Consider the following 22,528-nt stretch of genomic DNA (forward strand, 5'->3'; position numbering starts at 1 on the left):
AACAACGCCGGAGCCCTGACCCGAAATCACGTTCTTGGTTTCATGAAATGAGAGGGCTCCGAGGTCGCCGATACTGCCGAGCGCCCGCCCGCGGTAGTAGGCCATCGTGCCTTGGGCTGCGTCTTCGACCACGGCTAGCTTGTGGCGCTTGGCGATCGACATGATCGTGTCCATTTCACAGGCCACGCCGGCATAGTGAACAGGGACGATGGCCCTGGTTCGAGGCGTAATGGCTGCTTCGATGAGGGTTTCATCAACGTTGAGGGTGTCGGGCCGGATATCGACAAAGACCGGCACGCCTCCGCGCAGCACAAAAGCGTTGGCCGTCGAGACAAAAGTGAATGACGGCAGGATGACTTCGTCCCCCTCCTCTATCTCGAGAAGCAGGGCCATCATCTCCAATGCGGCGGTGCAGGAGGGGGTGAGCAGCGCCTTGCGGCAACCGGTCTGCTGTTCGAGCCAGGCGTGGCACCGGTAGGTGAACGGGCCGTCGCCGGCCAGGTGGCCGCAAGAGTGGGCCTCGGCAATGTAGTCGAGCTCTTGGCCGGTCATGTACGGGCGATTGAAAGGAATCTTGTGCTCCACCACGTGCGCCAACTCTCAATCACCAAGGGGTTGGGCATGTTTGGTGGCGGACACGATCGCGCGCCTGACCATGCTGGGCAGTTCCCGTTGTCGTCTAACGATCAGTAGCCTTTTGCCGTATTGATGCATCTCCACCGGGTTCTTTCAGATCTTCCGTAACCCCGTACTCGGCACCGGACGGCGCTCCGTCGCGGGCCCAATATAGAGGCCATCGGGGTCGGCATCGCCGAGCAGCAGGACGCCCGCTCCGATCACGCACTGCGAACCAACGGTGATGTGGTCACGCAGCGTTGCATTGACGCCGATGAAGCACTTCTCCTCAATTGTCACCCCGCCGGATACGACGATATGCGAAGCCAGAAAACTGTGATCGCGAATCGTCGAATGATGGCCGATGTGATTACCGCTCCACAACGTGACATTGTTTCCGATGGTCACGAATGGCTGAATGGTGTTGTCTTCGAGTAGGAAGACGTTATCGCCGATCCGCCCGTCGTTCAACACGGTGGCGTGGGAGCTGATGTAGCTGGCGAGTTCGTAGCCCAGAGCCTTGGCGGCAAGATATTTTTCCTTGCGCACGCCGTTGAGTTTGGCATAGGCCAGCGCCACGAACATGGCGTGAGATTCCGGCGGGAAGCGTTGGGTGACCTCGTCAAAGGCCACCAAGGGTAGGCCGCAGAACTCGGACTCGCTCGCGTAGTCCCGGTCGACGGTGAAGGCTACGACCTCGTATTCGGAGTCTCTCGTGAAATAGTAGTGGGCGAGCTGGGCGATATCACCACTCCCGAAAATCACCAATGGTTTCTTCATGGTGCCTTCCTAGCCAGAATTGTGAATTCATAGAGCCCATAGTCGTGAAGAAGCGCGACGTTCTTCGAATAGTGACGCTTGCAAAGATCGAATAGGGCGCAGGGATCGGCATAGTAGAGGTCGTCACGCATTTTCGACGCGTCGGAATAGGATGTCAGGCAGTTGAAGGCGAAGCCGCGGCGGCTGGCCGCATCCAGCAGGTCCAGCGTCGCCTCGAGGTAGTCGCGCCATTCGGCGTCCGAGCGTTCGAGTCGCACATTGAAGATCCCACTCGCGACGCTGTAGTCCGCTTCCCGGTCGACGCTAGTGGTGCAGATGAAGTCTGCATCCGTCCGGCCTTGGAAGCGTCTTGCCCCTGCGCGTGCCATTTCAGGGGAGACGTCGATGCCGGTGTAGTCTGCTTCGAGGCCACGCGCGTCGAGGTAGTCCAGCAGTGCCCCATAGCCACAACCCAGATCAATGATCGAGAATCGGCCTGCCACATCGACTATGCGCAACAGTTGGTCGAAGCGCAGAGTCTGACTTGCCTCGCCGTTCCAATCGACGCCGCGCGCCGTGGTGCCATGTTCTTCGAGCTTGGATGCGTAGTAGCGAGCCACATCGCCGAGCATGGTCGTTGCGTCTTCCGCCATGAACCTCCCTCACGAGTGCGTAGGGTTCGCTGCTTGGTTTCGGAATATACCTTCGACAGATACGCGGTGATGACGACTCCGGCGAAGAAAATGACCATCCCGCAAACCAGCCGGATGGAGCTCACCGGTTGCTCGCTGCGCTGAACCGGTGCGATCGAGCTCACCGATTGACGCGAAGGTGGTAGATGTCCACTCCGGTGCGGCCAACTTTCACCACCGACAATGTGACCTCGAGCGGACGAACACACCTCGCCGAGCTGTCCGCGTCATCACGCAACGGGCAACTTGCGCGGCAGGTGTGCTGGTTGCTGGCGTGCCGGAGCCAGGCCGCTTAGGGCCACTTCACCGAAAAGACTTCAGTGCAACGCATCTCGCGCGGCTGGCGCGCGTACTCGTTTCGGGTGATCAAGGCGGGAGCCGGCAGGGGCTCGAAGTACTGCCGATAGCGCACCCGGTACTCGCCCGCCGGGAGATCCTGTTTGCGTAGATAGATACTTACCAGATAACGCATCTCGGCCTGATCTTCCGTGAAGAAGCAGCCCGACTGGCCGATATGGCGTCGACGCCATTGCGCGGTCTTCCCAAAATAGACACGATCTGACGCGTGGTAGCCCAGTCGCGATCCATCCTCGGCCAAGACGGGGATCAGCGTCTCGCCGTGGTCGGTCAGCAGCGACAAAGTAAACCAGTTCTCGGCCAAGCGCAGATCATTTTCGTTGAACACGTTGATGGGTGCCATGCCGTAGATGTGTGCGCCCTCGGCCAGCGGGTTGGGTCGGCCCTGATGTCCGATGTAGGGAGCGGGGATGGCAACCACAAAGAACACGGCCAGAAAACTGGCGTGCAGCAGCATGGCGTGTGTGACGGTCAGCTGCGAAAAGTCATCGCTGGCAACGTCGAGTGAACGCGCGGGCCGTTTACCGGATGGCTTCGTGTAGGCACCCAACAGCGTGTGTCGACGCCCGGCGATCCAGCCGTACGTGGTGGTTCCGAGGCGAAACCACTTGCCGAAGAGCAGAATGGGGTACGCCGGCCAAAGCAGAACCACGTTTCGGGTCACCCTGGTGCAGCAGTCGTACCCCGAGACCACGCCGCCGGTGACTTCATCGATACCGTGCGGATCTGCCAGCGCCCGCTCATCGCTGATGCCATGCGACTGAAGCAGTTCCAGGTTCTCACTGGCGTTCACCAGCTTGACGCGGTCGAAGATGTCGACCGCCCGTACCGCCTGAACCGTTCGGTCACACAGCTTGCTCTTGTCATCGAAGACCACCGAGAGTTGTCCCGGTGCGGTGATTCCCGCTCGTGACCAGAAGATCCCCGCCCAAAGCAGAAGCTCGATCTGGGGGAGCCAACCGAGTTTCAGCAATACCAGGCTGAAGATGAAAAACGATAAGCCCCAGACGATTGCATAGACGCGGGCGAGGGACCCGATCAGCACGCACGGTACCAGCAGGGCATACCACGGCAACATCGACCACAAAGCCATCCGCGCGAAGAACACGGCCCACTGGTTGTCGGCGAAGAGATGGGCCATGAGTTCGTGCGGGCCGGTCATGAAATTGTTGGTGAACAGCAGGGGACCGGCGGTGCCGGTCTTCCAGGCGGGTTCATTTAGGTGCACCGCAAGTGAATAGAGGCAGACGAGCCAGAAGGAGAAGGGCGCCAGCCATTTTGCGGTCGTGATGCTCGCAGGCGTTGGTCGGCTGGCGTAGTAGAGCAATGCAGCGCGCAGTCTTGGGAAGCGCTTGATGATCCACCCGTCTACCGAGAAGGTCCGACCGCTGTTGACCAGCAGTAACAGCACGGCGAGGATCGCTGCGACGTCGTTTCTCAGCGTGCTGGTACCGAGCACAAGTTCACCGTGGTGCCATTGAATGACCACGAGGAAGATCAGAGTGTATTGGCATAGGACGCCTAGCAGGACGGCGATGCCCGCGGCGAGATTCAGGATGGCGAACAGCAGAATCTGCGGATCGCGGTAGTCAGCCGGGGCCAGACGTAACAACACTTCGGTTGCGCGCCAGGACAGAACGACCCCGAAACCTACCCGAATCATCGCGAACTTCGGTTCCTCTCCCGCGCTCGACGGAAGTGCTTTGCGCCCGACCCTTGTGATCCAGGCATCGAGCGGTACTGCCACCGGTCGGCAGAACCGCACCAGCAGGAAAGCGCCGATCAGCGTGAGGAAGAAGAGCGCGTAGACGTAGGGAGTCATGGATAAGAGTTTTACTCGATTCTCATATGTGGTTCTTCAGTACTGGCGAATCGCCATTGGCGAGTCCAGCCGAGCCAGAGCCGGGTGCGGCCGAGCACGGGTTGCTCTGTCGGCGTGTGGGTGCCGATGACCGATCGCGCCTCGAGACGACCATCGTCTGATCCGCAGTTCAGCTACGGTCCCATTGGGATTGACGGCGTGGGTGAGACTGTGTCGGTGATGTTGGAGCATGCGGTGCTGAACGTAATACCTGGCCACGAAGCGGAGTTCGAGTCGGCATTTGGGTCAGCCAAGTCGGTCATTTCTCGGATGCCGGGATTCCAACAGCTCAGCCTGTCGCGCTGTGTGGAGCATCGGGGCAGATATCTACTGCTGGTGCAGTGGGACACGCTGGAACACCACACCGAGGGGTTCCGGAAATCGGCTGAGTACGCGCAGTGGCGCTCGATGCTGCATGGCTTCTATGACCCGTTTCCCGCCGTGGAGCACTACGAGCAGATCGATACGGCATAAGCCGAGCAGTGCTCGGCGCGTAAGCCGTTGTTTCTCAGTGCTTTCTGCTTTCTGCTGACCGCAACTGGGTTCGCCGTGCTCGTGAGCGCGCCGACGATGGGCGGTTCACCTGCGGCAATACCGCAGATAGTCGGGAGCCTCGGGCCCCATGTTGAAGAGTAGATCCAGAATCGTTACGGCCGGCTCGAACGCGCCCCACAATTGCGTGTAGTCGCGGTAGCCCTCGTAGTCGAACCATGTGAGTTGAATGCCAAGCTCGTCGAAAACGTGCTCATCGACATAAGAGCGGGCTGCAGGCCCTGATACGTATTCTGTCGCTTCGGCTTGTTGGCAGAGGTCGGCCAACCTTTCCGTCTTACCCTCGGCCAATGTGTAGTCCCACGAATTCGTCAGACGTGTCACGATCCCGAGATAACCGCAAATCGCCTCCAAGAGACGCCGGTTGAGTGACGAGAGGTCCTCATACCGTTCATCGAGATAAATTGGCGCAAGCCAGTCGGCGATCTCTGCGTAATGGGGGGCCGCGCCATAATTGAACTCCAGAGCTCGCCAGTGTGCCTTCGCCCAGTCGGTGCCATCGATCAGCGTTTCCCGAATCTTCTGGTGAAAACGTCCCTTGACCTGCACGGGTACCGTTATCCACTGCAGGCCCTGGCTCGTCTTGATTCGGTTCCTGTTCCGCCAGTCCCGCTTCGTATATTGCATATCGTCGTAGATGATGAACTCATCTACGAATGCGATCATGTCAAAATATCCTCGCCACGGAACATAATTCGACTGAACAATCGCGACTTTCTTCAACGAAGTTGCTCCAAGGTGAAACAGGGGAAAGGCCAGGGCTCCGGCGTTGTTGATTAGCAGGCTTGTGAGCTGGGTTGATGATCTTTGGTGCCGCGCTATTGGGGCCGGAGTGTAGGCACGGGCTATCTGGAGAACGATCGAGTTGGTTACTGTTCGTCGTTGGTCCAGGGCTCCGGCGTTGTTGATTAGCAGGCTTGTGAGCTGGGTTGATGATCTTTGGTGCCGCGCTATTGGGGCCGGAGTGTAGGCACGGGCTATCTGGAGAACGATCGAGTTGGTTACTGTTCGTCGTTGGTCTGGAGTTGCCCGTGCCTACCGTTTCAGTATTGCGTGTGTCGTCGGTTCCAGAGGTGTTCGACCGCTGGAGTCCTGGTGAGCGCAGCGAGCTCATCGGATCGGAGTTTCTCGATGTGTTGGCCTCGGTGCCAGACCCGAGGGGCCCACGCGGTCGGAGGTATTCGCTGGTGGCTTTGTTGGCGATCGCGGTTCTGGCCACTGCCGCGGGGATGCGCGGCTATGCTGGTTTTGCCACATGGGCGGCCACCGCTCCCGATGATGTGTTGGCCCAATTAGGGGTCCGGTTCCGGCGGCCCAGTGAGAAGACCTTCCGCGCTGTTTTGTCTCGGCTAGACCCCGCCGACCTCAACGCCAGGATGGGCAGTTACTTCACTGCACACGTGGCCAGCAGCGACCCCAGTGGATTGGTGCCGATCGCGTTGGACGGCAAGATGCTGCGTGGTGCTTTACGCGCCAAAGCGACAGCCACGCATCTCGTGTCGGTGTTCGCCCACCGTGCCCGATTGGTGCTCGGTCGACTCGCTGTCGCCGAGGAAAGCAATGAAATTCCCTGCGTACGTGCCCTGCTCACGCTGCTGCCGGGTAGCTTGCGGTGGCTGGTCACCGTGGATGCGATGCATACCCAGGTCGTCACCGCGAAGTTGATCTGCGCCACCTTGAAGTCGCACTACCTGATGATCGTCAAGTCCAGCCAAGCCAAAATATTTGCGCGTATCACCGCGCTGCCCTGGGCCGAGGTGCCCACAGCCGCTACCGACGACTCCCGCGGCCACGGCCGTGTCGAGACCCGCACCCCGCAAATCATCACCGCTGCACGAGGAATCGGCTTCCCCTACGCAAAACAAATCATCCGGATCACTCGTGAACGCTTGATCACCGCCACCGACCAGCGCAGCGTGGAGGTGGTCTATGCCATCTGCAGCCTGCCGTTCGAGCACGCCCGCCCTACCGCGATCATGACCTGGATGCGTCAACACTGGGGAATCGAGAACAGCCTGCACTGGATACGCGACGTCACCTTCGACGAAGACCGTCAAAGGGCACATACCGGAAACGGCGCACAGGTCCTAGCAACGCTACGCAACACCGCGATCAATCTGCACCGCCTCAACGGCGCCGACAACATCGCCGAAGCCTGCCGGATCACCGCTTTGACCGCCAACCGCCGCCTAGACCTCCTCAATCCACAATTCCCCAGCTCACAAGCCTGCTAATCAACAACGCCGGAGCCCTGGGGGAAAGGCTACCGACTCCCAAAATTTCGGAAAAAGTATACCACCGAATCATGCCTTCTACAATGCGGGGTGCGAAAAGTGGTGATGTGGTTCGTCTTTTCGGCGCCCGACGATGAAGCTTTGTGTTACGTCATTCGCCACTTTTCTGCACCCATTTGGGAAGTGCTGTATACCCGGGTTCCGGATCGAATTTTCCTGGATTTTCCGCGGTGGGCGGCTCGGCGCCCACCGGTGGCGGTGCGTCGTGTTCCTCGGGGTGCGCTGTTTGGGGCGGTATCGCATCGCCATTGCGGCGGCATTGCACCGGCGTTGCACGCCGATTGCACCGTCGACGTGCACGACATCGTCGGAGCGGTGACTGCCAACATGGCTGCTACACCGCAACAAGATTTGCCCAATCCTCCGCGGCAGCACAACGTGCGCACTAGCCTACCGATTAGGGGGGTGCGTTGGGCACCCGCTCTTGCGGAGTTTTCGGATCCGAATGGAGAGCACACGTGAGTCGACCTGTGGAGGTTCCGTGGGACCTGATCACGGCGTTCCGGCAGCAGATCCACGGACTGACGGAGCAGTCTGAGCGCACGCTCCTGCTCGGCATCGTGCTGTGGACATCGGTGGTGTCGCTGGTGACGGGGTTCATCTACGTCCAGTACTTCTCTATCGACGTGTTCAGCTCGCTGCTCTATGTTCCGCAGGACTGCTGGCTTGATTGGGACATGAACGTCGGCCGGCACTGCTTCAGTGATTATGCGTGGCAAGCGACCGCTGCGCTCCGGCCGGACCCTTGGGAACATCTGGGGCCACCGAACTGGCCGGGCAACCCCTACCCGCCAGCGGCCATGGTGCCATTCCTGATTTTCGGGCTCCTCGGTAAGTGGTTGCACTGGCCGCAGCTGGGACTGTTCTGCTACCTGATGACTTTGGTGGTCGCGGTTCTCACCCCAGCCCTGTGGGCCGTCCGGGGCGCGCGTGGTCTCAAGCGCCTGGTGACGTTCTTGGCGTTGGGTGTGGCCGCGATCCCGGCATGGGTCGCCGTCGATCGGGGCAACTCCACCGGGTTCCTGGCGCCGATCGCACTGGTTTTCCTGGTGGCGCTATGCCGCCAGCGCTGGGGCCTGGTCACTGGGATGGTGATTCTGGCCGCCCTGCTCAAACCGCAGCTCGTTGTGCTCGCCGTCGTGCTGTTCGCGGCACGAAAGTGGCGGTTGGGTGGGATCGCGGTGGTCGGTGCCGTGGTAGCGAACCTGAGCGCGTATCTGCTGTGGCCGAGTAACTTCCCGGGGACGATCACACAGTCGATCCACAATGCCCTGGGCTACGGCGCCTTTAGCGAGGCAATCAGCGTCGGAAATGTGTCCTTCGGCAAGGCCCTGTTGTGGATCCCCGACGGGTTGAAGGTTCTCGAGACCGGCGGCACCTTGCCGGATGGCTACCTTGGCGGTCTGCGTGGCCTGATCGGGTATGGCGTTCTGGCGCTGGTCGTCGGGGCGGTGATGGTCCTCGGGCGGCGCATTCCGCCGGTCATGGTGGGCATCGTGCTGTTGGCCGCCGCCTCACTTTTCCCAGCCGTGACGTACCGCTACTACCTGGTGTTCGTCTTGGCGGTCGCAGCGCTGATCGTCCGGGACCCCGAGGGGCCGCCTGGGGCGGGAATTTTCGATCGCATCGGCCACGGTCGTCGGGCCGTCGGTGTCAGCGTCAGCGTCGCTACGGCCTTCAGCATTGCCCACATCGCCGTCCCCGGCCCATCTTTCCCAGTGCCGGTTGCGGGCGAGCCCGGAGTGCTCACAGCGTTTGGCACAAGTCCGGTCATCACGACCACGGCGGTGGTCACGCCGGCTTTGTGGTTGCTCGCGTGCGCGGTGATCATTGTGTCGTACGCGCGCAGACCGGTTCGCGACGTCTCCGAAGATCCGTCCCCCGTATCGGTATCGGAGGAAATCGGGCCGGTGGTATCGGCCCGAGAAGCGGCGGAAAATGCGAATGAGACTGTGAGCGACGCTCAAAAGCTTTCTGCCATCGCCAGAAATCTTCAATCCGCTTCGGAGGCTAGGCAACTGCGGTAGCTACCGTGGGCGCGCCGGGGCGTTTGCCGGGCGTGCCGATATTTCCGGATCCCTAGATTCGGCCGGCAAGTACGGCCAACCCACGCAGGGCCATGTCACCTTCGGGGGCAACCCGCGCCGGCAGTTGCAGGGACGTCTGAATTGCCGTGCGCAGGGGAGCGAAACGTTGCGCTACTCCGCCGCAGAACAGAAGCTCATCAGTCGGTTGGAATCCGACATCGACTGCCCCCTCGACGTATGGCGAGGCGACCGCGGCGACGAGTGCCCGGACCAGGTCCTCGGGGCTGGTTGCGTCAGTGATACCCGACCAGCCGTCCCCGGCGACGGTATGGAACGAGGGGTGAGCGCGGGGAAGTTCGGTTCGGGCCGGCGCGGCGGCGGCGTTGGCGGCCCAACGCCAGGCCTCGTCGTCCGCACGACCGCGTGACAGCAACGCAATACCGTGGGTCAACGCACGCCCGGCCGGCAGATGTGTCCTCGTGTGCAGCAACATTCCGCCGAAGTAGGGCCTGGTCTGGCACCGGTCACCGGCATGTGCGCAGGCAAGCCGGGCGACCTGCCCCCCAGTCGCAATATTGCAGGCTGTGACGCCGGCGCGCAGTCCTGCCCCCAGGAACGCGGCCTGCTGGTCACCCACCGGGGTGTAGACGGTGGCACCCGAACGTTCGTGGACGCCGACCGCTGCCAATGACGATGACACGCGAGGTAAGAGCATGCGTGAGCCGCCGACGGACGTAGTGAGCCGCTCCGACCACGATCCGGAGGTCAGGTCGAACATTCCGGACGCGGCGGCATCGGTGACATGCGCTACGAAGTCCGGCTTCTTGGTCAGCGCTGCGGCCACCCAGGACAGCAGGCTATGCACGCGGACACGACCGTCGAAAGCCGAAAGATCGGTTGCGAAAATGCCCGCCACGGGCAGGCCGGAGCGTAGTTCGTTGCCGACCGCATGCCAGACGTCCGGCGCAAAGCTTTGCCGCAACCGATCCAGCTGCGCAATCCCGTTGTGGACACGTAGTGCTCGGTTGTCCTGCCAGGTGATCAGCGGAAGGTGTGGGACGTTGTGTTCATCAGTCAACGTCCAACCGTGCATCTGGCCGCTTAGCAGGATCCGTTGCGGGGTGGCGGCCGGCGGCAACCCTGAGGCGATCGCCGCCTCGACCGCGGCAAGGACCTCTGCGGGGTCGACGGTGCGGTACGGCCCGTCGAGCGACGTGAACGGGGGAAACGGGTACCTGCGCTCCGCGACGACGCCCTCGTCGGGGCGCAGCACCGCGACCTTGACGTAGGTGGCGCCGAGGTCAACGAGCAGCGAAAAGGGGGTCGCCATCCAGGTATTCCGCGACCTCGGCGACAAGTGCCTCGTCGAGCGGCTTCGGCACGATCCGCAGATCGCCCTCGTCGTGCAACACGGCGAAATACATGACGCCCTTGCGCACCTTCTTGTCGCGTTTGAGCGTGTCGACCAACTCGCGGGCCGACGGGATGGCGCCAATCGCGTAGTCGGTGTTGGCGTCAAGGACAGTGCGCACCCGGGCTGCAGTCGCGGGACTGGTCAATCCCCATTTCACTCCGAGAAAGTTGATCAGATCCATGCCCCACATCACCGCGAGTCCGTGCGGAACCTCGTTGTGGGTGAGCGCTTCGAGTGCATGGCCGAAGCTGTGGCCGTAGTTGAGCACCCGTCGCAGATCGGACTCGTGCTCGTCCTGTTCGATGACGAGCCGCTTGCTTTCCAGGGCGTTGCGGATCATTTCCAGCACCCGCGGGTTGCGGTGGCCGCCATGGGTCAGGGCCTCGGCGAGCTGGTCGAAGAAGGCGCCCTCATTGGTGAGCGCGAGCTTGTAGATCTCTCCGTAGCCGGAGTCGACCTCGATCTGCGGCAGGCTCGTCAAGAACTCTGAGCAAACAATCACGTGGCTGGGGGAGTGGAACACCCCGAGCTGGTTCTTCAGGGGGAGCACGTTGATGCTGGATTTGGCTCCGATGCAACTGTCCGCCTGGCTGAGCAGGGTGGTCGGAACGAATGTCCATCCCACACCGCGGTAGTAGATGTGGCAGGCGAAGGTAGCGATGTCCTGGATGACGCCACCACCGATCGCGACGACGTGGGCGGACCGGGTTGCCTTGTTCTCCAGCAGCCAGTCGACGAAAAGGCTTACGCCAGAAAGGGTTTTGCTCTCCTCGTCGGCTGCCACTCGATAGGTCGGGCGTTCCGACAACGGCCCCAAAGCGTCGCCGTAGAGGTCCACCAGCGCTTCGTCGATGATCACCAGGGTTTCCGGGCCGACATCGATGAGCTCGGGAACCAGCTTGACTTCCCCGACGAAATCCACAGGATAATCACCCTGCTCGGACTTGATGATCATCCGATCCTGGGTCACACGCACAAGAAACCTCCGTCAATCGGTATCGACTGGCCAGTGATGTAGGAGTTCTCCGCGGACACCAGCCAGGAAATGAAAACAGCAATCTCCTCGGGTTCGGCTAACCGGCCCACCGGAACACGTTCGGCCAGGGCTTGGAGTTGTTTGGCGTCGTTGTTCTGGTAGGTGAGGTCGGTGAGCACGAAGCCCGGAGCGACACAGTTGGCCAGCACTCCGTAGGGGCCGTACTCGACCGCAACCGACCGCACCACTTCCTCGATCGCGGCCTTGGAGGCGCTGTAGGCGACCCGGCCGGTGCGGGCCCGATGTGCATAGACGCTCGACACGGCGACGACTCTGCCGAACCCGGCGGCCGCCATCCGGGGGAGCAGCCCCTGCAGGAGCAGCAGATTGGCGGTGACGTTGACCTGCTGCGTGCTCGACCAGTTGTCGGCCGACAGGGTCTGCAATGGTTCGGGATTGTTGATGCCGGCGTTGAGCACCAGGATGTCGACCACTTGGTCCAGGCCGGTGAGGTAGTCGGCAACCGATTCCGGTATCGACAGATCGAGTTCCTGACGGCCAGGCCTGAGGACCGTGATTCCTTTGGACTCGAGGGTGTCGGCAACGCTGCGGCCGATTCCCCGCGCGGCGCCGGTAACCAGGGCCCTGGACGGACCCCCGGCAGAGGACCTAGAAATCATGCGTTGTCGCAATCCGCGGGCACGAAAAGGAAAGCGCAGCCGGGCCGGACTCGGTCACGCTCGCTTTCCCCTTCTGGCACGCGCCCAAAACCGTTGGCCGCCCGTTGCCTGCCAATCGTGGTCGCTGCAAGGGTGCCTCAGTGGTGATTGAGGACCTTCCAGCGTGCGTCGAGCATCTCGATGCGCTTGGCGTCCTCATCGGTGATGTGACCGTAGTAGTCGCGCTTGTTGAGCAGCCACAGCAACTCGAAGTGGACCGCGTTGAGCAGGCCGTCGGATATCGATGCGAGCGTGCCGGCCGAGCCGTCGAACACGACCTTGCGGGTTTCGAACCGGGTCAGGTGCACGTTGGCGACCTCGCGGATGGTGTCCAGGGTGTCGCTGGATATCGCGCCGCCCAGGACCAGGTCCAGACCCGCCTGCTTCGCCTTCTCGGCAACGGTGGTCACATACTTGGTGATCTCGGGTGAGTTGATGGTCTCGCGGGTCTGTCCGAGCGATCCGGTGAAGTCCACCCGGCCGAAGACGATGCCATGCACGCCACGGCCCTTGTTGGCCAGCGCAAGCATCTCGTCGAGGTTGTTGTAACCCGTGATCGTCTCCAGGTTGAACAAGAAGTCGGTGTCGAGTTCCTCGTCCTCGTCATAGACGGCGTTCTTGGCGGCGATGTATTTCGACAGCGCATAGGCGGACTCCACCATGGGCGCGACGATGTAGCGCACACCGATCTGCTTGGCCTCCAACAGGTCACGCATGGCTTCGCAACCGCCGACCTTGACCGTCAGCGGCAGACCCGCCGAGCGGGCGATGTCGACCAGACGAAGCAACTCGTCGATGCGAGTGCCTTCGGCCTCGAACTCCGCCTTGACGCTCACTACGCCGTGTTTTTCCTTACCCACGCGCAGAATTTCGGCCATCTGCCGTTCGGTCTTGTTCACCATGCCTCCCCTGGTAAAGCCTCGCGTTGAGTGTGCAGAGTATAACTGCCGGTCACGCAGCCTCGTGGGCATTTGCGCAGTAAAACCCGCCTCGGAGCGGGCAATTGAGCTCAGTTTTGTGCGGCGGCGGATACAAGTATTTACCCTTCGGTCGCATGCGGTGGTGGTTCAGGCTTGCGGTAGCACCGCGCCCAGGTACACGGTTACCCGCTCCTCGACGTCAGTGGGAAGGTCCGGGCTCATCCGGTGCAGTGGGTTCGACTTCATCGAGCCGTCCGCCTGCACGGCCGAACTGATCTTGGGATAGTAGGTCTGATCGGGGTCGATCGGAACTTCGATGAGCGCCGGACCGTCCGCGTCCAGCAGCGATCGGATGGACGGATCATCGAGTCCGCCGGCGGCATCGACTCGTGCGAACGGAATCCGGTATGCCCGCGCCAGGTCCGCCCAGTCCGGCAGGCCCAACCCGGTTTGCCCATCGCAGCCGATCCAGGCGCCGCCGAAGTAGTTCCGTTGCGTCATCCGGATCGACGCGTACCCGTTGTTGTTGAGTACGAAGACCTTGACCTTGGCGCCCGTTGCCGCAAGCGTGCCCAGTTCTTGGAGGTTCTGCGCGAACCCGCCGTCTCCCTCGGTCAACAACACCTGGCGGCCCGGGTTGGCCAGGGCCGCCCCGGGCGCCCCGGACAGCCCGTAGCCCATGGCCGCTATCGACTTGTTCGAGACCAGCTTTTGGTTGGCCCGCTGCTGTAGCGCCTGCATGGCGACGGTGAACGAGCCGCCACTACTGGAGGGCAGCACGATGGCATCCGGTTCGGCGACTTCGGCGAGCCGCATCGCGAATTCGTAGGGCTTGACGTATCCGGGTGCCGTGACGTTCTGCGGGTCGTTCAGCGGCAACTGGGCGCGCACCGACGCGATGAATTCCCGCCACGGCTGCCACCGGTCGGGATCACCCAGATCGGCGGAGTACAGGGCGTCCAGGAACCGGTCGGCGTCGCCATGCAACGCAAGGTCGACTCGTGGATGTCCTTTGGTCAGTTCGGCGGCGTCGATGTCAACCTGCACCAGCCGCCCGATCGGCACGAATTCTTCCCAGGCGAATCCGGTCTGCTGTAGCCCCAATCGGGTGCCGATGGCGATCACCAGATCGGCTTGCTGCACGAGAAGATTGGCGGCGCGCTGTCCCCAGGTGTTCGGGCGTCCGGAATACCTGGGGTGTTCGCTGGGAACCCGGTCCGCCCCATGCCATGTGGTCATGATGGGGATGCCGGCGGCCGCCGTGCGTTCACCCAGTGTGCGGACCGCATCACGGCTCACGCCGCCGCCGACCAAGACGACGGGGCGCTGCGACTCGCGCACCAACTCGACGACGTGTTCGACGTCGGTCGCGGGAACCTCTGGTACGGCGTCCGCCTCCGGGACGGCAATCGGATCCTGCCCAGCCAAGGGGAGCGCCGCCTGGGTGTCCAGGCAGACTTCGAGGAAGACCGGGCCCTGTCGCGGCGTGCGCCCGTCGAGCACGGCGTCCAAGATGGCATCGCGGCCAACCGGGCGCTCGATCCGCAGCGCACGCTTGGTGACGCTGCTAACCAGTTCCACGCCGTCGATTTCCTGGATGCCGCGCTGGCGCACCGCGCCACGGCTCAGGTCGCTGCTCTTGACCTGCCCGCCCAACACCAACAGCTCGCGACTCTCCTGCCAGGCACCGGCAATGCCGGTCACTGCATTGGTGAGGCCGGGGCCAGCCGTCACCAGGGCCAGGGCGCGGCCGCTTCCCTCGTCGCGAGAGGCGTTGAAGTACTCCACGGCGATCGCGGCGGCCACCTCGTGCACGAACGGTACGCACACCATTCGGGTGCGTACCGAGTTCAGTAGGTGCATGATGTTGCCGCCCGCGACAAAGAAGCAGTGCGTGTAGCCGGCACCCACCAGCCAGTCGACCAGCTGGTCGGAATACTTGGCGGGTTCCGCGGGGGCTGGGCTCACATGCCCACCTTTCGAGTGACGACGAAGTTGGGGCGCTGCTTGACCTCCTCGTAGATGAGCGCGAGGTACTCGCCGACAACCCCTAAGAGCAGGGTAATCACCCCGAAGCCGACCAGCATCAGACTTACCAGCGAACCGAAGCCGGGGAAGGGGACGCCGTAGAAGACGAAGCGCACCGCGAGCACGAACACCGCGATAGCGGCAACGGCACTCAAGAGGAAACCGGTAAGGGTGATGAGTCTCAGCGGCACGTAGGAGTGCGCGAGAATTCCCTTGCCGGCCAGGTCCATCACTTTGAAGGTGTAGGCCTTGGACTCGCCGGCGAAGCGGGGCGCCCGCTTCATCGGCAGCCCAATCGATTTGAAGCCGACCCACGAGAAAAGCCCCCGGACGAACCGGTTGCGCTCGTCCATTAACCGGACCGCCTCGTACACTTTCCGGTCAACGAGGCGAAAATCGCTGGCGTTACTGGTAATTCGATCGTCGGTGAGTCTGCCGGCCAGCCAGTAGAACAGCTGGGAGTTCATCCGGCGGATGGGGCCGACACCACCGCGCTCGGTGACCACGCCGTAGACGTTCTCGTAACCCTGCTCCCACGCCCGGATCATGTCCGGGATGAAGTCGGGTGGGTCCTGCAGGTCGGCGGTCATCAGGACAACCGCGTCGGCGTCAACCACGATGAGGCCAGCGGTCAATCCGCCGTCCATCCGGAAGTTGCGCGCCAGTTGCAGGATCTTGAACCGAGGGTCGGCCGCGTTGATGGCGAGCAGCTTTTCCATCGTGTCGTCGGTCGAGCCGTTTTCGACGATGATCGCCTCGAAATCGTATGCGGGCTCGGAATCGAACATGGCGGCCAGTTGGCGCGCCAGCTCCTCGACGCATTCGCTCTCGTTGTAAGCAGGGGCTATGACGGCGATCTTTTTCTTCGTTCCCGCACCCACTCCCACGCTCACTCCCATACTTTCCACGGCGGATTCCCGCTGTTCCAGAGGTTGTTCAGCAGTTGTGACTCCCTAAAGGTATCCATCGGCTGCCAGAAGCCGTGGTGCGGGAACGCGGCGATCTGGCGGTCTTCGGCCAGGCGCCGCAACGGCTGGTCCTCGAGTACGGTTTCGTCGCCTTCGAGGTAGTCGAAGACTCCGCGCTCGAAAATGAAGTAGCCGATATTGATCCAGTCTTCGGTCTTGGGCTTCTCCCGGAACTTGGCCACCGCGCCGTCCTGCTCCAGGTCGATGACCCCGAACCGACTCATCGGCTGGGTGGCTGTCACCGTGGCGATCTTGCCGTGTGAGCGGTGGAACTTCAGCAGTGCGGGGATGTCGACGTCGGCGATACCGTCTCCGTAGGTGCACAGGAACGGCTCATCGCCAACGTACTTGTGTATCCGTTTGATTCGGCCGCCGGTCATCGTGCTCAAGCCGGTGTCGGCCACCGTCACGCGCCAGTTGAATTCGTCGTGCGAGCCGTGATACTTGATGCTCGACTGGTCGCCGAGGGTGATGGTGAAGTCCAGATTGGACACCCCATAGTTGGAGAAGTAGTCCTTGATGTACTCGCTCTTGTAGCCGGTGCAGACAACAAAGTCGGAGATTCCGTGGTGCCCCAGGACTTTCATGATGTGCCACAGCACTGGCCGGCCACCTACCTCGACCATGGGCTTGGGTCGGAACTCGGTCTCCTCACGCATACGAGTTCCGAGACCACCCGCGAGGAGCACGGCTTTCATGATGGATCTTCCAATCTCAAAGTAAGCATTCCCCCGAAGCGGTTTCGCTGACGCAGCGTCGCGCAGGTGACACACTAGCAATGTCGCGAGACGCAGGGTGGCGTTTCGAGGTCGCGACGTACGGTATGAATTCCAAACGCTTGAGGAGATCTCATTTCAAGACTCGATACCGATGGGTTGGGGGACAACGGGCTCGAGGAGGATCGTGCCGATATCCTCGCGGCCGTTCGTGGCTACGCAAAGCGCAAGCTCGCGACGTCGGAGTTCGTGGCAGGGACCACGCCGGTCCCCGTGTCGGGCAAGGTGCTCGACCCCGAGGACTTCGCTGCACTTGTTGACGCGTCCCTGGACGGCTGGCTGACCGCGGGCCGGTTCCATCCGCTCTTCGAACGGGCGCTGTCCCGCTACGTCGGCGCCCGTGACGCCGTCTTCGTCAATAGTGGCTCAAGCGCCAACCTGTGTGCCCTGAGCGCCCTGACCAGCCCAAAGCTGGGGAAGAACAAGAAGCGGTTCGGAAAGCGGCCGCTGGAGCCCGGCGACGAGGTGCTGACGGTGGCCTCCGGATTTCCCACCACGGTCAACCCGATCATCCAGAACGGGCTGCGGCCCGTTGTTGTCGACATTGAGCTGGGCACCTACGACGCTATCCCGGAGCGCCTGCGCGAAGCGGTCGGGCCGAAGACTCGGGCGATCATGATGGCCCACACGCTGGGTAATCCGTTCGATCTGGACATCGTCCAAGAGCTGTGCGACAAGCACGGTCTGTGGCTGGTCGAGGATTCCTGCGACGCGCTCGGCTCGACCTATGACGGCAAACGCACCGGAAGCTTCGGCGACACGGCGACCGTGAGCTTCTATCCCGCACACCACATCACCACCGGCGAGGGCGGTGCGGTGTTCGTCAAGTCGGCGTTGGTCCGCAAGCAGGTCGAGTCCTTCCGCGACTGGGGGCGCGACTGTTACTGCGCGCCGGGAAACGACAACACCTGCCAGAAGCGGTTCGAATGGCAGCTTGGCGATCTGCCCAAGGGCTACGACCACAAATACATCTACAGCCATATCGGGTACAACCTGAAAGCCACCGACATGCAGGCCGCGCTGGGGCTGTCTCAGCTAGCAAAGCTCGACGGATTCGTGCAGGCGCGTAAGGAGAACTTCGATTACCTGAGCGCGCGACTGTCCGGCGTCGAAGGTCTGATCCTGCCAGTGGCCACGCCGAATTCGGATCCGTCGTGGTTCGGTTTCCCGATTACTCTCGATCCCGCGCACCCGGTGGAACGCACCAAGTTCATGCGCTTCCTCGATGAGCGCAAGATCGGTTTCCGTCAGCTGTTCGCCGGCAACCTCGTGAAGCAGCCGGCGTATCGCAATGTTGACTTCAGGATCGTCGGCGACCTGACCAACACCGACATCGTGATGAATCGGACCTTCTGGGTGGGCACTTTCCCGGGTCTGACCAAGCCGATGCTGGATTTTGTGGCGGACTCGATCCGCGAGTACATGGCCGAGGCCGCGCGATAGCCGTGCATTACCTGATTACTGGCCATACCGGGTTCAAGGGACCCTGGCTGGCGTTGCTCCTTCTGAGTCGCGGCCACCAGGTGTCCGGTCTGGCACTCGATTCCGAGCAGGCCGGCCTGTTCAAGCGCGCGGGCCTTGCCGACCAGCTTGTCTCCGATTTGCGGGTGGACATTCGCGAGTCGGAGGCCACCACGGCAGCGTTGCAGGCGGTCGCGCCGGACGTCGTGATCCACCTGGCCGCCCAGTCGCTGGTCCGTGAGTCCTACCGCAACCCGCGCTACACCTATGAGACCAACGCCATGGGCACTCTCAACGTGCTCGAGGCCGTGGGCGCCACCCCTTCGGTGCGTGCGCATGTCGTCATCACCACCGACAAGGTCTACCGCAACGTCAACCAGGAGGCCGGCTATGTCGAAACCGACCCTCTGGGTGGAGACGATCCCTACAGCGCGTCGAAAGCCATGGCGGATCTGCTGACCCAGTCTTGGGTTCGTAGTTTCCCCAATTGCCCCACAGCCATTGCGCGTGCCGGCAATGTGATCGGTGGGGGCGACATCAGTCGCGACCGCCTGTTCCCAGACCTGGTGGACGCTTACGCGCGGGGCCAGGCTCCGCGCCTGAGATTCCCCCGCGCCGTGCGGCCATGGCAGCACGTACTCGACTGCCTCAATGGCTACCTGACCCTCGCCGACGCGCTGCTGGCCGGATCCGGTCTGGGCCAATGGAATTTTGGGCCGGGCCGCGACAGCTTCGTAGAGGTAGGCCAGGTGGCCTCGTTGGCTGCCGAACTATGGGGCGGCGGCGCACACTGGGATCTCGACGACGGAGATCACCCACACGAGGCGAATCTGCTGGCCCTCGATGCCGCCAAGGCGCAGGCGGAGCTGGGCTGGCGCAATCGGCTAGGTTTCCGCGATGCGGTGGCCTGGACAATCGATTGGGAGCGCCAGGTGCATGGCGGTGCCGATCCGCTCGCCGTCACCCGAGACCAGATCGCCGCATTCGAAAGCCTGGAATGACCGAATTCGACCTGCCACCGGAACCGGCGCCGCCCGGGCCGCTGATCCGGCTCTTCCGCGACCAGCGAGTGGCCTTCCTGGTGGTGGGCGGAATCAACACGGTCGTCGGATTTGCGATCTTCGTCGCCTGCTCGGAGAGCGTGGGCCAATTCGTCGACCACAGGTTCGGCAAGGTCGCGGGCTCGTTGGTGACACTTGGCATTACGCATGTCTTGAGCGTGCTGTTCGCCTTCGTGATGCATCGGCGATTCGTGTTCCACGTGCGCGGACATGTGCTGCGCGATCTGGCGCGTTTCGAAAGCGTGTATCTCACGTCGCTGGGCATGAACGCTGTGGCCCTACCGGTGCTGGTCGAGATGGGCATCCCACGCATCACGGCGCAGGCAGTCATCATCGCGGTGAGCACCTTCCTCAGCTATTTCGGCCACCGGCACTTCTCGTTTCGCCGCAGTGCCGCCGACACTCAGGACGACGCCTCGAATGCGGAGCGCACATAGAACGTGCACCCGTCACAGCCATCGATGATGGGGACGGTGTGAAACTGTTGGCGCACCAGTTCGGATAGTTGCGGATAGATTCGCGCCAGCGTCACCGTCGGCGGAAGGCAGTAACCCAGCGGGTGCTCGGAGCGCAGGGGTGGGCATTGGGGGCGTTTGACGTTGGTGGCGTCGACGACGCAACTTGCCTGGTCGATTCCGGCGCGCATGATCGGCTCGGCGGACTCGCGAATGGCGGGGTTGATCGCCATCCCGAGCACGTTGGGATAGGGGACGGTGTTCTGCCAGTCCTGTTCGACGAAAATCTCGGGCGCCCAGCCCCAAACCAGGGCGGACGAGCCGGGCGGGCAGGCACGGGCCATGCTGGAATTGCGGTGGACCGAATTCGCGGAGAACGCGGCGGCCGCCTGTTGCGGCGACAGCGGTCGCCACCGATTCATGGCATAGCCGACCACGAGCATGACGACCGTGACCACGGCCACCGCGCTGGCCACTAGAGCTGGTGACAAACGCTGGGGAACCAGTTGTGCGCCAGGCTTGATTGGCATTGTTGTGGCCAGGCCGAGGGCTCCGAAAAGCAGAATCAGGTAGTGGGGGAAGCCCATGCCGCCGATCAGAGTGCACACCAGTCCGCCCCCGATCACGACGACGCGGGCCAGTTTCGACCGCCTGTCGCTGTGCCGGCCCAGCCAGATCACTACGGCGAGCAGCACCAGCATGTAGCCCGCCGGCCAGGTGAACGTGTCCCAGGTGTGCAGAAGTTTCTGCATCGCGGTGGGGCCGCCCGCATAGGACCCCAAAAACGACAGGGTCTGATCGACGAGGACCCAATTGGTCGCGGGAGAAACCACGATCGTCAGTACGATCGCCGCAAGTGGTAACACCGCGCCCGCCGCCCACCAAACCATCGATACGACCGTGCGCTTGGTGTGGGTGTGCAGCACCATCATTTGTGCCGCGGCGAATGCGACGGCTAAGGGCGCGACCTGGAACTTTGAGCCGACCGCGACGCCGGCTAGCGCGCCGACAACGGCGAACAGCCAGGGCCGCGCCGCTAATTGTTCGCGTCTCACCAGTGCCGATGTCACGACGAGCGATGTCGGTAGGTATTCGGTGGCGAGCGCGCCGAAGTCCAATGGGTCGCCCACCGGGAAAATCACGGCGAAGGGAAACCACCACAAGGCAGTGACCACCCACGCGGGACCGAATCCGATGACGCGGGAAGCGGCGACGAGAAGGGCGGCGGCGGTGAGCCCCAGCAATGCTGCGGCCAAGAAATGGGCGAAGGTGAGGGTCAACGGTGCACCGAAGACAGCAAGACCGGTGAGGAACAACGTCCAATACGGGCCGGTGGTCCCGGTTATCCAGGTACTGAACGGAACTGGTGAGTGACGTGCTGCGCGTGCCTGAACCAACAGCTCGGCCTCATCGGGGTTGAGGTAATTCCATTCGCTGATCTGCTGGCCACGCAGGACCGCTGTGGCTAGTACGAACCCCACCGCAATGGCGATGTACAAGAGGGCTGACCGTACGCGGACGCTGCTGATGATCTGCTCCTTCGGGAGGTGGTCGTCGGTGCCTGCCATGGCGTCGGATCCGCAGCGACGTTGCGCCTAGACCACGGTCACGCGAAATGCTTCGCTAGGAACTCTGACAGCGCCGGCAAAACCGGCTCGACACCGACGGATTCGGTGCGCCTGAACCGGGAGCTGGTCATGCCGCTACGCCGGCCCGATGACGTGCGCACCGAACGAGTTCATCGGTTCATCTGTGTCGTCGCTGGGCGGCACAGCGTGATTCATGGTCCGAGCATACGTTTTTGAGCGCGGAGTCGGATGCGATCTTGCTGTGCTTGGAGCAAACCATCTCCCGGACAACACCGTCCGGCGCGTACACATCGGCCCAGTCGAAAATCTCATCCACACTCAAGAGGCTGGAGTAGCCACACACGCGTACTGCAGAAAGACCCCATCGGCGAAGTGCCCCAGACTCAAAGCGACGAACAACGCACCAAAAGGCCTCAGGAAAGGATTGATGCCTTTGATGCGTTGCATCGAAAACCCAGCGTCCTCAAACATTCGCACCATGCTGCTGCGGGTGAAGAAGCGCAGGTGCGTGCGGTCGAAGATGCCAAAATCCTCCTGCGGGAAGTCCCTTCGGAAAACTACTTTGCCCAGCGCGGGCAAGTAGCGGATGTTCGGGATCGAGGCGACAACGACGCCATCGGGCTTGAGTTTGGGTCTGAGCCGCTTGAGCGTGTCCAGCGGATCCACCAGGTGCTCCAACACGTCGTTACAGACGACCGCGTCAAAGTAGTTGTCGGGTAGCTCGGCAATTCGGGTGCTGGCGTCGCCGGCAAGGACATGGTCGAGCAGTTCGCCGGCACGCTGGGCTGCCTCTTCGTTGTACTCGAGGCCCCATACTTCCGCGCCGGTGCTCTGCTTCACGATGGCACCGAACACGCCCTCACCACAACCGAGTTCGAGCACGCATTGCGCGTCGGCCGGTAGGAATCGCAACATCTCCGGCCGCTTGTGACCGTAGTACTCGGTGACGCTCGTTGTCTCCGGCAAGATACGCATGACTTATCCGTCCCGAAGGGCGAATAGCC

Annotated in this window: 19 protein-coding genes and 1 pseudogene; 6 read left to right on the forward strand and 14 right to left on the reverse strand. The window is 62.3% G+C overall.

The window, feature by feature from the left end:
• From MPSD_RS11600 to MPSD_RS11615, 4 genes and pseudogenes are all read right to left on the reverse strand, one after another.
• Window positions 1-588 (reverse strand): annotated as a pseudogene (locus MPSD_RS11600) (aminotransferase class I/II-fold pyridoxal phosphate-dependent enzyme); the annotation flags it as partial.
• Between the two features lie 141 nt (window positions 589-729).
• On the reverse strand, window positions 730-1,395 hold the full coding sequence (locus tag MPSD_RS11605) for an acetyltransferase (protein WP_036426678.1): 666 nt from the start codon (window positions 1,393-1,395) through the stop codon (window positions 730-732).
• On the reverse strand, window positions 1,392-2,027 hold the full coding sequence (locus MPSD_RS11610; RefSeq protein WP_174524145.1) for a class I SAM-dependent methyltransferase: 636 nt from the start codon (window positions 2,025-2,027) through the stop codon (window positions 1,392-1,394). Before MPSD_RS11610 ends, MPSD_RS11605 begins: the two co-directional genes overlap by 4 nt.
• Before the next feature lie 331 nt (window positions 2,028-2,358).
• On the reverse strand, window positions 2,359-4,245 hold the full coding sequence (locus tag MPSD_RS11615; RefSeq protein ID WP_020787753.1) for a DCC1-like thiol-disulfide oxidoreductase family protein: 1,887 nt from the start codon (window positions 4,243-4,245) through the stop codon (window positions 2,359-2,361).
• A gap of 219 nt (window positions 4,246-4,464) precedes the next feature.
• On the opposite strand from MPSD_RS11615, the gene MPSD_RS11620 reads away from it, so the two are divergent.
• On the forward strand, window positions 4,465-4,758 hold the full coding sequence (locus tag MPSD_RS11620; protein WP_012394074.1) for an antibiotic biosynthesis monooxygenase family protein: 294 nt from the start codon (window positions 4,465-4,467) through the stop codon (window positions 4,756-4,758).
• A 105-nt stretch (window positions 4,759-4,863) separates the two neighbouring features.
• Here MPSD_RS11620 and MPSD_RS11625 read toward each other — a convergent pair whose 3' ends face one another.
• On the reverse strand, window positions 4,864-5,559 hold the full coding sequence (locus tag MPSD_RS11625; RefSeq protein WP_036450817.1) for a WbqC family protein: 696 nt from the start codon (window positions 5,557-5,559) through the stop codon (window positions 4,864-4,866).
• A gap of 308 nt (window positions 5,560-5,867) precedes the next feature.
• Here MPSD_RS11625 and MPSD_RS11640 point away from each other — a divergent pair, with 308 nt between their 5' ends.
• Both MPSD_RS11640 and MPSD_RS11645 read left to right on the forward strand, forming a co-directional pair.
• Complete coding sequence (locus tag MPSD_RS11640) at window positions 5,868-7,070, forward strand: ISAs1 family transposase (protein ID WP_420811904.1); 1,203 nt, start codon at window positions 5,868-5,870, stop codon at window positions 7,068-7,070.
• Between the two features lie 518 nt (window positions 7,071-7,588).
• A complete protein-coding gene (locus tag MPSD_RS11645) occupies window positions 7,589-9,157 on the forward strand; it encodes a glycosyltransferase family 87 protein (RefSeq protein ID WP_036426673.1) in 1,569 nt (522 codons plus the stop codon).
• A 52-nt stretch (window positions 9,158-9,209) separates the two neighbouring features.
• Here MPSD_RS11645 and MPSD_RS11650 read toward each other — a convergent pair whose 3' ends face one another.
• The 7 genes from MPSD_RS11650 to rfbF form a co-directional block, all read right to left on the reverse strand.
• Window positions 9,210-10,487, reverse strand: a complete 1,278-nt coding sequence (locus MPSD_RS11650; RefSeq protein ID WP_020787748.1) for an FGGY family carbohydrate kinase — start codon at window positions 10,485-10,487, stop codon at window positions 9,210-9,212.
• Window positions 10,459-11,526 (reverse strand): 3-dehydroquinate synthase, encoded by a 1,068-nt coding sequence (locus MPSD_RS11655; RefSeq protein WP_223161484.1) that lies wholly within the window; start codon window positions 11,524-11,526, stop codon window positions 10,459-10,461. The genes MPSD_RS11650 and MPSD_RS11655 overlap by 29 nt, the downstream gene beginning before the upstream one ends.
• Window positions 11,527-11,537: 11 nt before the next feature.
• On the reverse strand, window positions 11,538-12,227 hold the full coding sequence (locus MPSD_RS11660) for an SDR family NAD(P)-dependent oxidoreductase (protein WP_015356054.1): 690 nt from the start codon (window positions 12,225-12,227) through the stop codon (window positions 11,538-11,540).
• 137 nt (window positions 12,228-12,364) lie between these two features.
• Complete coding sequence (locus tag MPSD_RS11665; RefSeq protein ID WP_223161481.1) at window positions 12,365-13,168, reverse strand: aldolase/citrate lyase family protein; 804 nt, start codon at window positions 13,166-13,168, stop codon at window positions 12,365-12,367.
• 165 nt (window positions 13,169-13,333) lie between these two features.
• Window positions 13,334-15,154, reverse strand: a complete 1,821-nt coding sequence (locus tag MPSD_RS11670) for a thiamine pyrophosphate-binding protein (RefSeq protein ID WP_020787746.1) — start codon at window positions 15,152-15,154, stop codon at window positions 13,334-13,336.
• Window positions 15,151-16,095 (reverse strand): glycosyltransferase family 2 protein, encoded by a 945-nt coding sequence (locus MPSD_RS11675; RefSeq protein ID WP_020787745.1) that lies wholly within the window; start codon window positions 16,093-16,095, stop codon window positions 15,151-15,153. The genes MPSD_RS11670 and MPSD_RS11675 overlap by 4 nt, the downstream gene beginning before the upstream one ends.
• An 8-nt stretch (window positions 16,096-16,103) precedes the next feature.
• The gene (gene rfbF / locus MPSD_RS11680; protein ID WP_015356050.1) at window positions 16,104-16,880 is read right to left on the reverse strand and encodes a glucose-1-phosphate cytidylyltransferase; all 777 of its coding nucleotides are present in this window, start codon (window positions 16,878-16,880) and stop codon (window positions 16,104-16,106) included.
• A gap of 177 nt (window positions 16,881-17,057) precedes the next feature.
• Between rfbF and rfbH the strand changes: the two genes are divergently transcribed.
• The 3 genes from rfbH to MPSD_RS11695 are packed head-to-tail and all read left to right on the forward strand — an operon-like array spanning window position 17,058 to window position 19,917.
• Window positions 17,058-18,401: a lipopolysaccharide biosynthesis protein RfbH gene (gene rfbH, locus MPSD_RS11685; RefSeq protein WP_020787744.1), complete on the forward strand. Its 1,344-nt coding sequence runs from the start codon at window positions 17,058-17,060 to the stop codon at window positions 18,399-18,401.
• Between the two features lie 2 nt (window positions 18,402-18,403).
• Window positions 18,404-19,420 carry a CDP-glucose 4,6-dehydratase gene (gene rfbG / locus MPSD_RS11690; protein WP_012394086.1) on the forward strand — a complete coding sequence of 339 codons (1,017 nt, stop codon included), beginning with the start codon at window positions 18,404-18,406 and terminating at the stop codon, window positions 19,418-19,420.
• A complete protein-coding gene (locus tag MPSD_RS11695; RefSeq protein ID WP_020725029.1) occupies window positions 19,417-19,917 on the forward strand; it encodes a GtrA family protein in 501 nt (166 codons plus the stop codon). Before rfbG ends, MPSD_RS11695 begins: the two co-directional genes overlap by 4 nt.
• On the opposite strand, the gene MPSD_RS11700 is transcribed toward MPSD_RS11695, so the two are convergent.
• Both MPSD_RS11700 and MPSD_RS11705 read right to left on the reverse strand, forming a co-directional pair.
• Window positions 19,884-21,503, reverse strand: a complete 1,620-nt coding sequence (locus MPSD_RS11700; RefSeq protein WP_036426671.1) for a hypothetical protein — start codon at window positions 21,501-21,503, stop codon at window positions 19,884-19,886. The genes MPSD_RS11695 and MPSD_RS11700 overlap by 34 nt on opposite strands.
• Window positions 21,504-21,842: 339 nt before the next feature.
• Window positions 21,843-22,499, reverse strand: a complete 657-nt coding sequence (locus MPSD_RS11705; protein WP_086084712.1) for a class I SAM-dependent methyltransferase — start codon at window positions 22,497-22,499, stop codon at window positions 21,843-21,845.
• Window positions 22,500-22,528 lie beyond the last annotated feature (29 nt).

The sequence above is a fragment of the Mycobacterium pseudoshottsii JCM 15466 genome, from assembly GCF_003584745.1.
Lineage (GTDB): Bacteria > Actinomycetota > Actinomycetes > Mycobacteriales > Mycobacteriaceae > Mycobacterium > Mycobacterium marinum.